This window comes from Nonomuraea sp. NPDC050404 (genome assembly GCF_040655495.1).
Lineage (GTDB): Bacteria > Actinomycetota > Actinomycetes > Streptosporangiales > Streptosporangiaceae > Nonomuraea.
In genome coordinates this window covers 58,155-72,176 of record NZ_JBFAKB010000007.1, presented here as the reverse complement: position 1 = coordinate 72,176, position 14,022 = coordinate 58,155, and the positions used below count along the sequence as shown (strand labels likewise).

Annotated in this window: 13 protein-coding genes; 8 read left to right on the top strand and 5 right to left on the bottom strand. The window is 70.1% G+C overall.

Annotated elements, in window-relative coordinates; genetic code table 11:
- The first annotated feature begins 13 nt into the window (after positions 1 to 13).
- From AB0I81_RS20430 to AB0I81_RS20395, 8 genes are all read left to right on the top strand, one after another.
- On the top strand, positions 14 to 412 hold the full coding sequence (locus AB0I81_RS20430) for a pilin (RefSeq protein ID WP_360658757.1): 399 nt from the start codon (positions 14 to 16) through the stop codon (positions 410 to 412).
- A complete protein-coding gene (locus AB0I81_RS20425; RefSeq protein WP_360658755.1) occupies positions 412 to 2,196 on the top strand; it encodes a hypothetical protein in 1,785 nt (594 codons plus the stop codon). Before AB0I81_RS20430 ends, AB0I81_RS20425 begins: the two co-directional genes overlap by 1 nt.
- Positions 2,193 to 3,149 (top strand): PrgI family protein, encoded by a 957-nt coding sequence (locus AB0I81_RS20420; RefSeq protein ID WP_360658753.1) that lies wholly within the window; start codon positions 2,193 to 2,195, stop codon positions 3,147 to 3,149. The genes AB0I81_RS20425 and AB0I81_RS20420 overlap by 4 nt, the downstream gene beginning before the upstream one ends.
- On the top strand, positions 3,146 to 4,978 hold the full coding sequence (locus AB0I81_RS20415; protein WP_360658751.1) for an ATP-binding protein: 1,833 nt from the start codon (positions 3,146 to 3,148) through the stop codon (positions 4,976 to 4,978). The genes AB0I81_RS20420 and AB0I81_RS20415 overlap by 4 nt, the downstream gene beginning before the upstream one ends.
- The gene (locus tag AB0I81_RS20410; RefSeq protein ID WP_360658749.1) at positions 4,975 to 7,536 is read left to right on the top strand and encodes a type IV secretory system conjugative DNA transfer family protein; all 2,562 of its coding nucleotides are present in this window, start codon (positions 4,975 to 4,977) and stop codon (positions 7,534 to 7,536) included. The genes AB0I81_RS20415 and AB0I81_RS20410 overlap by 4 nt, the downstream gene beginning before the upstream one ends.
- Positions 7,537 to 7,588: 52 nt before the next feature.
- Positions 7,589 to 8,533, top strand: coding sequence for a replication-relaxation family protein (locus AB0I81_RS20405; protein WP_360658747.1), 945 nt, complete (start codon positions 7,589 to 7,591; stop codon positions 8,531 to 8,533).
- A complete protein-coding gene (locus tag AB0I81_RS20400; protein WP_360658745.1) occupies positions 8,530 to 9,504 on the top strand; it encodes a C40 family peptidase in 975 nt (324 codons plus the stop codon). Before AB0I81_RS20405 ends, AB0I81_RS20400 begins: the two co-directional genes overlap by 4 nt.
- A gap of 259 nt (positions 9,505 to 9,763) precedes the next feature.
- Entirely contained in the window at positions 9,764 to 10,507 is a 744-nt protein-coding gene (locus tag AB0I81_RS20395; protein WP_360658743.1) for a hypothetical protein, read from the top strand.
- A gap of 77 nt (positions 10,508 to 10,584) precedes the next feature.
- On the opposite strand, the gene AB0I81_RS20390 is transcribed toward AB0I81_RS20395, so the two are convergent.
- From AB0I81_RS20390 to AB0I81_RS20370, 5 genes are all read right to left on the bottom strand, one after another.
- The gene (locus tag AB0I81_RS20390; protein WP_360658741.1) at positions 10,585 to 11,055 is read right to left on the bottom strand and encodes a hypothetical protein; all 471 of its coding nucleotides are present in this window, start codon (positions 11,053 to 11,055) and stop codon (positions 10,585 to 10,587) included.
- Positions 11,052 to 11,561 carry a hypothetical protein gene (locus tag AB0I81_RS20385; protein ID WP_360658739.1) on the bottom strand — a complete coding sequence of 170 codons (510 nt, stop codon included), beginning with the start codon at positions 11,559 to 11,561 and terminating at the stop codon, positions 11,052 to 11,054. Before AB0I81_RS20385 ends, AB0I81_RS20390 begins: the two co-directional genes overlap by 4 nt.
- Before the next feature lie 68 nt (positions 11,562 to 11,629).
- Positions 11,630 to 12,184 (bottom strand): hypothetical protein, encoded by a 555-nt coding sequence (locus tag AB0I81_RS20380; RefSeq protein ID WP_360658737.1) that lies wholly within the window; start codon positions 12,182 to 12,184, stop codon positions 11,630 to 11,632.
- Positions 12,185 to 12,233: 49 nt separating this feature from the next.
- Positions 12,234 to 12,746: a hypothetical protein gene (locus tag AB0I81_RS20375; protein ID WP_360658735.1), complete on the bottom strand. Its 513-nt coding sequence runs from the start codon at positions 12,744 to 12,746 to the stop codon at positions 12,234 to 12,236.
- Between the two features lie 196 nt (positions 12,747 to 12,942).
- Positions 12,943 to 13,947 (bottom strand): DUF932 domain-containing protein, encoded by a 1,005-nt coding sequence (locus AB0I81_RS20370; RefSeq protein WP_360658733.1) that lies wholly within the window; start codon positions 13,945 to 13,947, stop codon positions 12,943 to 12,945.
- Positions 13,948 to 14,022: the final 75 nt, after the last annotated feature.

Here is a 14,022-nt window from a genome sequence, read left to right as displayed (position 1 = left end):
GGAAGGGGTAGCCGTGAACCCGCGTTCCCGCTTCACCACCCGCAAGAGCCTGCTCATCACCGCCGTGATCGTCGTCGCCGTCACCCTCGGCACCCTGCTGGAGCTCGCACTGGCCCACTTCGCCCAAGCCGCCGCGGCGGGCTTGTTCCTCGACGGCGTCGCCGATGGCGGCAAGGGAGCAGGCTCGCTGAACCAGGTGATCGACAACCTGCGCAACGTCATCGTCGGCCTGCTGGTCGCCCTCGCCACGCTGTTCCTGACCGTCGGCGGGGTCCGCTACATCCTGGCCGGCGGCGACCCCGGCGAGGTCGAATCGGCCAAGAAGACGCTGCGTTACGCCGCTCTCGGCTACGGCATCGCGGTGCTGGCTCCGCTGCTGGTCAGCGTCCTCAAGGGCATCGTCGGTTCCTGATGACCCGCCATCCACCGCCTCGGCCGGCCACGGCGGGCACGCTGTCGCCCGTCATGCGCCGCGTGGCGCAGGTCCTGATCCTTCTCGCCATCGCGCTCGCCGTCACAGCCACCATGGCCGTCACGGTTGCTGCGGACAAAACGCCTCCGCCGGAACCGTCGCCCACATCGAACCAGCAGCCCACGCCACCCGCCACTTCGGCACCGCCGGTGTTCCCAGCGCCGCCGACGGGGCCGATGCTGACACCACCGCCGCATCCGAGCACCGGGCCCAGCGAGTCCGCCAGGCCCGCCGCTCCGGCATCAGAGCCGAAGACGCCGCCAGGCGGCGAGGCAGAAGAGTGCGGCTGGCTGGACTTCGGCTGCAAGATCAACCAGGCATTGAACGGCTGGTTCGGCCTCATTGTGACCGAGGCGATCCAGCCGGCCTTCCAGACGGTCGGCACGCTGCTGCTGTCCTCGCCGCCCCCGGACATGGTGGAGCGGGTTCAGGAGCTGACGGCCCATGTGCGGGTGGTGGCCAACGCGTTGCTGGCGCTGTTCGTGCTGGCCGGTGGTGTGATCGTGATGGCGTACGGCAGCGTGCAATCCTCGACCACTGCCGCCGAGGTCGCGCCGCGCGTGGTGGTGGCCGCGATCACGGTCAACTTCTCGCTCACCGTCTGCCAGTACGCTATCGAGCTGGCCAACGGCCTGGTCGGCGCGCTGCTCGGCGACGGCGTGGACGGCAGGCGGGCCGGTGACCTGATCGCCAACAAGCTGGTCAATCCGGTCGGCCAGCTGGCGGCCCCGCAGATGTTCTTCATCTGGATGGTCGGGATCGCCGTGGTGATGGGCCTGATCTTGGCGTTCATCGCGGTCGTGCGCATCACGCTGCTGCTGTTCCTGATGATCGCCGCGCCGCTCGCGCTGCTGTGTCACGCGCTGCCGCAGACCGAGCACATCGCCCGGCTGTGGTGGCGCGCCTTTACCGGCGTCCTCATCATGCAGGTCCTGCAGGCGCTCGTGCTCATCTTGGCGTTCAAGGTGTACTTCACCGACGCCACCGACACCTTCGCCACCCCCGCCGACGAGCCCGTCCTGGCGGCGTTCAAGCCGATCGTCATGCGCGCCATCGACACGCTGGTGCTGATCGGCCTGCTGTTCATCCTGATCAAAATTCCCGGCTGGGTGGCCCGCTCCGTCTGGCAGCCCGCCCAACCTCAACTGCTCAGCCGCCTGCTCAAAGCGCTGATCGTCTACAAGACCCTCGGCCTGGCCCGAACCGCCCTGACCAAGGGCGGCCGGGCCGCCCGCACCGCGACCAAGAACACCAGGACCGGGCGCCGCCCCGGCCGCCCGCCCACCACCAGCGGCAACAGACGGCGCGGCCCCAACGGACCCCGGCCACGCGGCGGACCACACGCAACCCAACGAGCGGGCGGACGCACCACCACGGGAGGAACACCGGTGAACACACCCAACCCGGCCGCTCAGCACGGCCCGCAACAGCTCCAACTACCGCTCAACCTCCCGCCCGCGAAGGCGCGCCCGGGATCGCCGCAGGCAGGCTCGACCGCCGCGCGCGGCCGTCAGCTGGCGTTGCCGTTCCCGGTCACCCGCGTGCCCCGTCCACCGCAACCACCGTCCGCACCGGCACCGCCGAGCGGCCCGTGGATCCGGCAGAAACCGCCCTGGACCCAGCCGATGCTGCCCGGCATGCCCACCAGAGCGGCCCGGCCCCGGCAACTCCAGCTCCATCTGGATCCGCCGCCCCGCCGCACTCGCAGGAGGGACGGCCAGTGAACGAACCAGAACCGTTGATCACGAACATTCCCGCCGACATCAACCGCCCTGACACACTCGCCTATGGGCTGAGCTTTCGCCAGCTCCTCATCGTTACCCTGACCGGCGGTATCGCCGCCGCCATCTACTACCTGTTCCACCGCCTGCTGCCCGTCATCATCCTGGCCGCCATCGTGCTGCCGCTGGTGGCGCTCGGTCTGACCATCGCGCTCGGCCGCCGCGACGGGCTCAGCCTGGACCGGTTGACCCTGGCCGCTCTGCTTCACGCCCGTGCGTCCAAGAGGCTGGTCTCCGCATCCGCTGGGGTGGCCGATCCGCCGAGGTGGTGCAGGCTGCGCGGCAGGCTGCCCGCCCCGCTGCGGCTGCCGGTGCGGGCGATCCGCACCGACGGCGCGCTCGAACTCACTGACGGAGGCGTCGCCGTCCTGGTCGAAACCAGCACCCTGTCCTTTCACCTGCGCACCACCGGCGAGCAGGCCGCGCTGGTGGGGGCGTTCGGCCGGTGGCTGAACTCGCTCGAAGCACCCGTGCAAGTCCTCGCCCGGGCCCGCCCCGCCGACCTCGCTGATCTGGCCGAGACCGTCGAACGGCAGGCAGAGGTGCTGCCGCATGCCGCGCTGGCCGGCGCCGCCCGCGAACACGCCGGCTACCTGGCCGAGCTGAACGCCTCACGCGAGCTGCTGGCCCGGCAGGTGCTCATCGTGCTCCGCGACCACCCCGCCACCGGCCGAGGACGTCGCGCGGTACGCCGGGACGCCTGCGCCGCCGTCGTCCTGCGCCGCGCCGCCGAAGCCGAACGCAGCCTGGCCGCGCTCGGAGTCGCCACCCGTGTGCTCGACGCCGACGCCGCCAGCCAGGCGCTGGCCGAATGTCTCGACCCCGGCGGCCGGCACCCGTACGGCCAGGCCCTGCCCGACGAACTCATCACCTCGACCACCGGGAGCACATCGTGAAGCCACACCGCCGCCACGAGCCCAACGCCCTCGCACACCCGGCATCGGCACACGTCGGCGCCCGGACCTTGACCCTGCCGAATGCGGTCTGCGCGTCGTTCGCGGTGACCGGCTACCCACGCGAAGTCGGCGCAGGATGGCTGGAACCACTGCTCACCTACCCCGGCCACCTCGACGTCTCGCTACACATCGAGCCGATCCCGCAAGCCGTAGCAGCCATGCGGCTGCGCCGCCAGCTCGCCCGCCTGGAGTCCACCAGCCGCGCCGACGCCGCCCACGGCCGCCTGGCTGACTTCGCCGCCGAGGCCGCCGCCGACGACGCGACCGACCTGGCCGCCCAGCTCGCCCGCGGCCACGGCCGCCTGTTCTCCGTCGGTCTCTACCTGACCGTCACCGCCGCCACGGAGCATGAGTTGGCCGCCGAGGTGGAACGGGTCCGAGCCCTGGCCTCATCCCTGCTGCTCGACGCGCAACCGGCCACCTTCCGCGCCATGCAAGGCTGGACCACCGGCCTCCCGCTCGGGGTTGACTCCCTCCAGCAGACGCGGACGTTCGACACCACCGCGCTGGCAGCGGCCTTCCCGTTCACCTCGCCCGACCTCCCCACCACTGCCGACGAGGCCGGGGTGTTGTACGGGTTGAGCGCCACCGGCTCCGGCGTTGTCGTGTGGGACCGCTACGCCCAGGACAACCACAACTCCGTCGTCCTCGCGCGCTCCGGCTCCGGCAAGAGCTTCTTCACCAAACTCGAAGCCCTGCGCCTGCTCTATCAGGGGGTCGAGGTCGCCGTGGTCGATCCCGAAGACGAGTACGCCCGCCTTGCCTGCGCGGTCGGCGGCACCTGCCTGCGGCTCGGCGCCGCCGGGGTGCGGTGGAACCCCTTCGACCTGCCCGCCAGCCACGGCCCGCATGATGACGTGCTGTCCCGGCGGGCGATGTTCTTGCAGACCCTGATCGCCACCATGCTCGGCGGCACCCCGCTCACCCCACAGAGCCGGGCGACCCTGGATACCGCGATCATCGCCACGTACGCGGCGGCCGGGATCACCCGCAACCCGGACACCTGGGCCCGGCCCGCCCCGCTGCTGGCCGACCTGGTCACCACGTTGAAGGCTGGCAAGCACGGCGCGGACCTGGCCGCGCAGCTCGCCCCGTACGTGACCGGCTCGCACCGGGAGCTGTTCGACGGCCCCACCACCACCCACCCGGCCGGGTACCTGACCGTCTTCTCTCTGCGTGACCTGCCTGAGGAGATGAAAGCGGTCGGCACTCTGCTGGCGTTGGATGCGATCTGGCGGCGGGTGGCCAATCCCCGCGACCGTAAGAAACGGCTCGTCGTGGTGGACGAAGCCTGGCTGCTGATGAAGGAACCCGAAGGCGCCCGCTTCCTGTTCCGGATGGCCAAGGCCGCACGCAAGCACTGGGCCGGACTCGCCGTCATCACCCAGGACGCCGCCGACCTGCTCGGCTCCGAACTCGGGCAGGCGATCGTGGCCAACGCCGCCAGCCAGATCCTGCTCCGCCAAGCACCCCAGGCCATCGGCGCGGTCGGTGACGCCTTCGACCTGACCGACGGTGAACGCCAATTCCTGCTAACCGCCGAACGCGGCGAAGCCCTCCTGGTTGCCGGACCCGCCTGCCGGACAGCCCTGAGCATCGTTTCCTCACCAGCCGAGGCGATCTTGGTCACGACCGACCCAAAGGTGCTCGCCGAACTCGAACAGCAGCACCCCCAACCAGCCCAGCCTCCACCACCACGACCTCCCGTCCCACCCGACACCGACCAGATCAGCACCAGCCACCAGGACGAGGAGAGCGACCCGCTTTGAGCATCAACCAATCAGCCCGCCAGGACGGCTCGTGCCTGCTGTGCGGCATCGACGACCACGACGTGCAGACCGCTCTGGACTTCCTGGCCGAGCTACCCGCTCGCCTGCCCGAATTCGCCCTCGCCTACGGGCCCCGGCTCGCCCTGGCCCTCGCCGTCATCTGGACCGTGACCGCCGCCGTGCGCTCCATGCTCGGCTGGCTCCACCACGCCGATATGTCCCCCGAAGCCCGGCTCATCGAGATCTCCAGCCCGCCCCGCAGTGACCCGGAGGGCGCCGTGGTGTTGTGGCGGCAACTTGTCGGCCTGCTCCGGCCTGCGTGGAAGCGCGCCTTCACCGGCCAGCCGCACCTGGTGTGGGAGTACTGCGGCAGCGACGCCGGAGTTCGTATCCGCCTGTGGGTGCCCGGCACCATCCCGCCCGGCATCGTGGAGAAGGCCGTCCAAGCTGCCTGGCCGGGCGCGACCACCACCACCAGCCCGGCCACCTCGCCGCTCCCCGCCGCATCCGAAGTCGCAGGCGGGCGGCTCATCCTGGCCGCGCCCGAACACCTTCCGCTCAGGACCGACCACGACCACGACCCCGTCCGCTCCCTACTGGAGGCAATGGGCGGGCTGCGCGAGGGCGAACACGCCGTCGTCCAGGTGCTGGCCCGCCCGACCACCGGCCGGCGGCTGCGGCACGCCTACCGAGCAGCCGCTCACCTGCGCGGCGGAGGCAGCCGCCCGCTCCTCGGCCGCGTCCTCGACGAGCTTCTCCCCCTCCCCGACGCCCGCCGCGACCGGCACCACAGCAGCGATCTGGCCCGCGACTTTCCCGAACGCGCCGAACAAGTCCGTGCCATCCTGACCAAGGCCGGTCAACCGCGCTACACCGTGGCGATCCGCTACGCCGTCGCCACCAGCCGCAAACCCATTCCCACTACGTGCACGAAGGTCCGCCCGGAGCCAGCTGATCTCGTACGGGGCTGGCTGCGCGGCCACGCGCACACCCTGGCCGGCGTCTTCGCCCTGTACACCGGCGGCCACCAGTACCTGCGCCGAGCCCGCCTCTGGCGCGCCCGCCGGGCGGTCGGCTCGCGGCGCCTCGACGCCGGATATCTGTTGTCCGTTGCCGAGCTGGCCGCGCTGGCCCACCTGCCGTGGGACATCGACGCGCCCGGCATCACCCGTGCCGGAGCCCGCCCCATTGCGCCGTCCCCGGCCGTACCGCGCACCACGGCTGGTGGAACGGCCCGCGTCCTGGGCGACGCCGACAGCGGCCCACCGCGCCCCGTAGCGCTACCGGTGGCCGACGCACGCCACCACACGCACGTCCTGGGCGGCACCGGCGTCGGCAAATCCACCCTGCTCGCCAACCTCGTCCTCACTGACGCCGCCGCAGGCCGAGGTGCCCTGGTCATCGACCCGAAGGGCGACCTGATCACTGACATCCTCCACCGGCTGCCCCAGCGAGCGATCGGCAGAACCGTCGTCTTCGACCCGCAGGACCCGGCCCCGCCGCCGTCGATCAACATCCTGGCCGGGCCTGACCCCGCCTTCGCCGTCGACTCCGTCGTCACCATCTTCCACCGCTGCTTCTCCACCGCCTGGGGACCCCGCGTGGATGACCTTCTGCGCTCCACCTGCCTCACCCTGACCAACGTCCTGGGCCGCAAAGCGACCCTGGCCGAGGTGCCCCGGCTACTCACCGACCCCGCGTTCCGCGCCCAGATCGTCGCCCAGCTGGAGGACAGCCTGCTGGGCGGATTCTGGGACTCCTACGAAGCCCTCACCCCCGCCGGGCAAGCGACCGTGATCGGCCCGGTGATGAACAAACTGCGTGCCGTCCTGCTCCGCCCGTTCGTCCGGCAAGCCCTGGCCAGCCCAGAAACCACCGTCCCCATCGGCCGGCTTCTCGACCAAGGCGGCCTGATCCTGGCCCGCCTTCCAAAGGGAGTCCTCGGCGACGACGCCGCCCGGCTGTTCGGCTCCATCCTGCTCGCCCACACCTGGCAAGCCACCACCCGCCGCACCCAGCTCGCCGAAGCCGACCGACCCGACGCCTCACTGGTGATCGACGAGTGCCACAACTTCCTCAACTTGCCCGGCCACATCAACGACGTGCTGGCCGAGGCACGCGGCTACCGACTCTCACTCGTACTCGCCCACCAGCACCTCGACCAGCTCCCGGGCGACCTGCGCGAAGCCCTGTCCGCCGACGCCCGCAACAAGATCTACTTCAACGCCTCGCCCAAAGACGCCAACGAACTGAAGCACCACACCGCGCCGCTGATCAGCCCACACGACCTCACCCACCTCGGCGCCTACCAGACGGCCGCCCGCCTCGTCATCGACGGCCAACAGATCTCCGCCTTCACCCTGCGCACCCGCCCCCTCCCCGGCCTGATCGAGGGCCGTGCCGAGGAGATCCGGCAGGCATCCCACGAGCAGTTCACCCAGCCGGACGACGTGGCCCAGCAGCCCACTCGCAGGCCACGCCACCAAGTCGGCCACGCACCCGACCTGCGCACCGACCTGCGCAGCGGACCTCCCGACCAGCACGAAGAGCCCGCCTGACCCACCACTCAGCCCACGCGCCCGGTACCGCTCACCTTGAGGAGATTCCGCCATGCCCGCAGCTCGTATCCCGCTCGGCCTGCCACGGTTCGACGCCACCGCCATGGCCACCATCGCCGCCCGGCTCACGCCCCGCGACTTCCAGATTCTGGAGCACCTCTTGCACCACCGTGTCCTGACCACGCACCAGCTCCAGCGGCTGTTCTTCACCAAACCGCAGCCCACCCGCCGCCGCCTGGGCATCCTGCACAAGCTCCACACCATCACCCGCTACCGGCCCTGGACCCCCTACGGCGGCTCCGCACCCTGCCACTGGGTACTCGGCCGCGCCGGAGCCGAACTCCTCGCCCTCCGCAGCCACACCACCGTCAAAGAGCTCGGCTACCATCCCGACCTGGCCATGTCGATCTCCGTCTCGGACAAGAGCGGCCACCAGATCGGCGTCAACGACTTCTTCACCGACCTGCGGCACCTGGCCCGCCACACTCCGGGAACTCGTCTGCGGGCGTGGCTGTCGGAAAAGCAGTGCGCCACCATCTGGGGCGGCCTGGCCCGTCCCGACGCCTTCGGCTGCTGGTCCGAGAACGGCCGCCAGATCGACTTCTTCCTGGAACACGACACCGGCAGCATGACCCTGGCCAAGGTCGCCGACAAGCTCGCCACCTACGCCGACCTCGCCGAGGTCACCCAGATCACCACCCCTGTGCTGTTCTGGCTGCCCAGCCGGAAACGCGAAACCAACCTCCGTGCGCTCATCAACTCCACCGACATCCCGATCGCGACCGCCGTCCAGACCGAACTCGACGACGGCCCCGCCGGACCCTGCTGGCTCCCTCTCCCGAGCCAGACCGGCCAGGCACGCATGCGACTCGCCGAACTCCTCAAAGCGTGGCCCCGCCTTGTTCAGGGCCGCCCGCAAGGTCCCGCCACCGCTGCCAACGATCCCGACGACGACTCTCTCGAGAGCCTGTCCCCGCAGCAAGACCAGAGCAGGTGAAGGCCGCCGCGGCCGGCGCCGCCCTCCTGCTGCTCCTCGTCTCGGCGTTCGTCGCAGCCGCCATCAGCATCCTGACCGCCTCCGGAACACCCGGTAGCGTCACCTGCGCGATCCCGCCCAGCACAGCGAGCAGCCTGGCAGGCAGCCCGGTCGCGGCTCCACCACGCGCGGTGCCGATGCTCGACCTGGACGCCGAGCAGCAGGGCAACGCCGCGCTCATCGTCCAGCTCGCGATGGAGCGCGGCCTGCCCGCGCGGGCAGCCGTCATCGCGATCGCCACCGCCCTGCAAGAATCCCAGCTGCGTACCCTGCGCCACGGCCATCTCGACAGCCTGGGCCTGTTCCAACAGCGCCCCTCGCAAGGCTGGGGAACACCCGAACAGATCCTCGACCCCCGCCACGCCACCAGCACCTTCTACGACCACCTGATCAAGGTGCGGCGCTGGGAGCAACTCCCCCTCACCCGGGCCTCCCAAGCCGTCCAGCGCTCCGCCCGCCCCGACGCCTACGCCCCGTGGGAACCGCACGCTCAACGCCTTGCTGACGCTCTCACCGGAACCTGCATCCCGCTCATCCCGGGCGAGCAGGTCGCCGCCGTCCTCGCCTTCGCCCACGCCCAGCTCGGCAAGCGGTACGTATGGGGTGCCGAAGGACCTGATGCCTTCGACTGCTCCGGCTTGACCATGCGCGCCTACCAAGCAGCCGGTATCGCCATCCCCCGCGTCGCCGCCGACCAATGGCGCCACGGACCACCCATCCCCGCAGGCCAGGAACAGCCCGGCGATCTCGCCTTCTTCCACATGCAAGCCGACGGCCCCGGACACGTCGGCCTCGTCATCGGCAACGGGCAGATGATCCACGCACCCAACCGGCGCAGCGTGGTCAGAATCGACACCTACCATCGCCGCGACTTGATCAGCTTCAGCCGTCCGATCGCGCACCCTGCCAGCAGCCAGCCCGACCCACGCTGACCGTCCGTGACTCCGACCGCCGTGCAACCCCCACCGTTTGTGGACGGCCCTTCACGAACGGGGCCTCTGGCTGACCGCATGGGATGACGCCCCCCATCGGGACCGTGGCATCGTCCGGACAGTGCCGCTCAGCGGTGGGGAGGCACCTATCCGCCGGGTGAGCTGCACCTTTCTTCTCCGAACCCTCAATTACCTACAGCGATGTGTCCGATACTGTTCGGGACAGTTTCCCGTAGCACCAGGTGAAGGAGACGCCTACGTGTGTGCGATGCGGTTCGCCCCGTCCCAGCTCGTCGTCAGCCTCTCCTACGACCTGAACAACCCGATGAAGATCCGCGCCAAGCACAAGGTCGCCGGCATGCTCCTGCTCGACCGCGACCACGCCAACCGCCTCGAGCGAGGCTGGAACGTGCCTGGCGTCTACCTCCTGCTCGACCGGCCCGATGCCGAGGGACGCTGGGGAGCCTACGTCGGCAAGGCCGCCACCCCAGGGCTCCGCCACCGTGTCCTGCAGCAGCTCAGGGAACGCGCGCACTGGTACCGGGCGCTGCTCATCCGATATGAGTCCAACGAGAATGAGACGCTCAACAGCAGCGAGGCCGGCTGGCTGGAAGGCCGCCTCTACGACCATCTCGCCAAGGCCGGACAAGTCGATCTGCACAACCGCAACCGGCCCCGCGACCCCACCCTGTCCGATGACGACGAGACCAGCCTCATCGACTACCTGCTGCCCATCGAGTCCGTGCTGCGGCTCATCGGCCACACCCTCTACCCGACCCCGGCCGACGCCCCCGACGGTGGCGGCCCCCTCTTCAAGAAGATCGAACCTGAACCCACGCCTGAGCCGGACAAGCCCGCCCCCTACGTGAGCCCGCTCGGTCTCGGGCCGAACCCATACTTGATGCGGGATCCCACGCCCGAGAAGGTGAGGAAGAAGATCGCGCTCATCATGGCGGGTAAGCACCCTCCGGTGATGGGGAAAGGCCCGGGGAGACGGGCCTGATCCGGTGGTGCAGGAGGTGTGCCCCGGCCAGCACACTGGACTTGTGCTGGGCGGGGCATGCCCCCTACGCCACCGGCTCAGTCGCTGTCAGGCACGTCGTCGTCTTCCTCCTCCTCGTCCTCGAGTGGCTCTTCTCCGCCACTGATGCGGCAGGCGCGTTCCTCCTCGGCGGTGAGCACCACGGCGGACAGCTCCGGCAGGCCGATGGTCACGGCCTTGCAGAGGCGGTGCCAGCCGTCGATGATCAGGATGCCGCCGGTCGGGACCGTGGCCGCGATCAGCGGCTCGGACAGATCCACCTGGGCCGCGTGCTCGGCGTCGATGGCGATCAGGTTGAGCATGGCCGCCCACCATTCGGTCATGATCACCCCGTCCGGGGATCGGCCCTGGGTGAGCTTCTTGGCGGCGGTGATGTCCCAGCTCCAGCCGAGCATCTGGAAAATTTCCAGACGCGAGTGGTCCGTCCGCGTCGGCTGCGGTCCGTTGGGAGGAGGCTCCGGAGCGCGGCCGGTCGGATCGCTGGTGGCGGTGTGGTGGGGGTGGGTCATGCCGTGCCCTCCTGCCCGGTCGAAGCGGCAGGGGTCTGCTGGTGGGAGCAGGCCGGCGCGAGTGTCTCGGCTTGGCGGAGGAAGGTGTGGGCGGCGTCGTGCCGGATGAGTGCCAGGCTGCGCTCGAGGTGGTCCAGGGCCCGTTCGCGCTCGACGTCCGCGCCGGGGTTCGGCGTGTCCGTCGCGGGTTGGGGTGGGGTGGGGTTGTCGGCGTAGGGGGCGATCCAGGAGATGAACCTGGCGACGGCCTGGGCCGGGCGCAGGCCGCCGCTGTCGGCGTACTCGATGTGCCGGGCCACCAGCAGCCACCAGGTGCTCAGGGTCTGCGCATACAGGAGGTCGTAGAGCTGCGCGGCGCTCAGCCGCTCACCCCGGCCCAGTCGCCGGAAGATGTCGTCGGTGTGATCCTTGCGGGCGCTACGAGCCTGCTCGATGATCGCCTCCAATCGGCCCGGGCCTCCTTCGAGTGGTGCGCCGGTAGCCGGATGCCGCTCGGGGTTGTTCATGATCTTGATGCCCCTTTCTTCGGGGGTGTCACCAGCGCCGCGATGCGCTCGTGCGATCGGCTGCTCGCTCATGGCGCTGCAGACGTCGCCGATGGCATGAGCGAGCCGCCTTGGTAGTCGGCGGGCGTGGCCGGGTTGGTTGCCTGGTGGATGAGGTGCTGAGTGAGCAGGTGGCCGCTGTCGTCCAGGAAGTCGCGGGCGGCCATCCGAGCGGCGTGGGCGAGGGCGTGATCGAACAACGTGCCCGGCCGGGTCGCCGGAGGTTCCCCGGTGAGGTAGTGGCGGGCCCAGGACCGCACCCGGCGTAGCGCGTGATCGGAGGTCAGCTTCTTACCAGTGATCTCCTCCGCCACCAGCTCCCACCAGGCGCGGGAAGCCTGGGCGTGAGCGGTGGCGAACAACTGCTCGCCGGTCAGCCGTTGCCCGTTCTGCAAGGCGACGATCGCCTTGGCGGCCGCGGTGTAGCAGGCGTGGCGGGTGGCGATGATCTTCTCGGTGGTCAGCTGATCGCATGAGGGCCATGCCTGCTCGTCATGGCCGGTGGTGGTGCTGCCTCGGGCAGGGGTGATGCTGCCCGGCGGACGGGGCGGGGCCAGAGGGCCGGGCTGGCAAGAGTTATCCATCGTGTGCTGTCCCTTTCGCTGGGTGACAGGGGTTGGTGAGAGGTGAGGGTCAGGGGTGAGCGCCGGTCGGCGGCTCGAAGCCACATCCGGCGGTCGCGGCGTCACGGCCGGTGCCCCCGGCCGGGGCCTGCTCGGTTGCGAGGGTGTCCGGTGTGGTGTTCTCGGGCGGGCGGGTGCCGCGCTCGGATAGCAGCGCCAGCGCGTTCGCGAGTTTCTCGGTCGCATCCAGGAAGGCCCGAGCACCACCCCTGCGGACCTCGGCCATCGCCAGGGCGAACAAGCCGCCATTGGACACCGGGCGGGCGTTGATCAACAGATTCCGGGCCCGTTGCCGTACGGTCAGCAGTGCGGTGCCGCCATCCATGGTGTCCTCGCGGCCGTGGGTGAGGTCGGTGACCTGCTGCCACCACGACATCCGCTGGTAGGCGTAGGCGATCCGGCCCAAGTCCTTGTCGTGCAACGTGCCCTCCTCGTCCAAGGAGGCGATGCGGTTGAGCGCCTCACTCAGTTCCCTGCGGGCGGCGTTGGCGTAGTGGACGGCCAGGTCTTCGAGTCGTCCCATGATGATCTCCTTCAGTGGGCTGGTTGATGTCGTACGCGGGGCGGGGTATCGGCCGGTCAGAGCGGTCCGGGGTGTTGGTGTCGACCGCCCGTCCCGGGTGTGTGGAGGGGTGGGGTCCCGGCACAACCGCGCGTGGCGGCGTGGTGCCCGGTAGGGCCCCGTGCCCGGGGCCCTACCGGATGCCGGGGGTCGTGGGTCAGGCGGTGGCCAGGAGCCGGAATGCGCGGGCCTTGAGTTTGGCGTTGTCGTGGTCATCGAGCAGGGCCCGCTCGGCGCGCACGGTGGCCACGTCGCGGCTGCCGAACACCGGGCTCTTGTGGTCCAGCCGCTCGGTCACCGCGTTGTATGCCGCCCACCGCGTGTTCCGGATCGGCTCCTGCGTCGACGCGGTGGTGAACAGGTACTCCAGCTCCCGCATCGTCAGATCGCGATTACGCTTCGCCAGCTCTTTCGCGTCGGCCGGGAGGGGGTGGAGCCGGCTGGCGAACTGCCGGAACTCCTTCACCTCCATCGGCATGGCGAGGAGCTTCTCGGCTTCGGCGGCGAACGCCTGCCCGTGCCGCCAGGTCAGTTTCAGAGCGTCGCGGGCCTCGGCGATGCGCCCGGCCATCCGGCCGGTGTGCCGGACGGTGAACTTGGAGGCATGGTTGGCCAGCGCGGCCCGTTCGGTGTTGGCGCACACCACCCGCACCGGCGTCGCCACGGTCACGAAGGCGCCCCACCCGTCATGCCGGGAGAACGCCGCCAGGTACAGGTCGATCTGATCGAACCCGCCGACCATGAGCGGCTCGGGCAGACGCATGGTGACGAAGATGCGCCGCCCGTTGTTCAGCGACCCGCCGGTGTCGAACACCGCCCCCGACTCGTCCACCAGGGTCTGCAGGAACGCGGTCACCTCCTCGTTCTGCAACACCTCGTACTCCTTGCCCACGCGGCCGAGCCGTTCCGGCGCCCCGGTGACCGGGTTGGTGCGCACCACCAGGAAGTCCTCGTCGGTGGTGACCGGCTGTCCGGTGACGGGGTCGGTCACCTGACCGACCGGCACCTTGCGCACGTTCCACCCGGCGAGCTGGGCGTTCGACAGCAGTTCCTCGGCGGTCATCGGGCCGGGCGCGGTGTAGCCGAGCCCGTGCCAACCGGGCTTACCGGCGGCGGCGAACCCGGCCGAACCGTTGGCGAAGATCTCGATTTCGTGAGCCATGACAAGGCCTTTCTGATGTGTGGGCATGCGAAACAGACGCGATGACGGATCGGGGATTAGCGGTCCCGTCCCTTC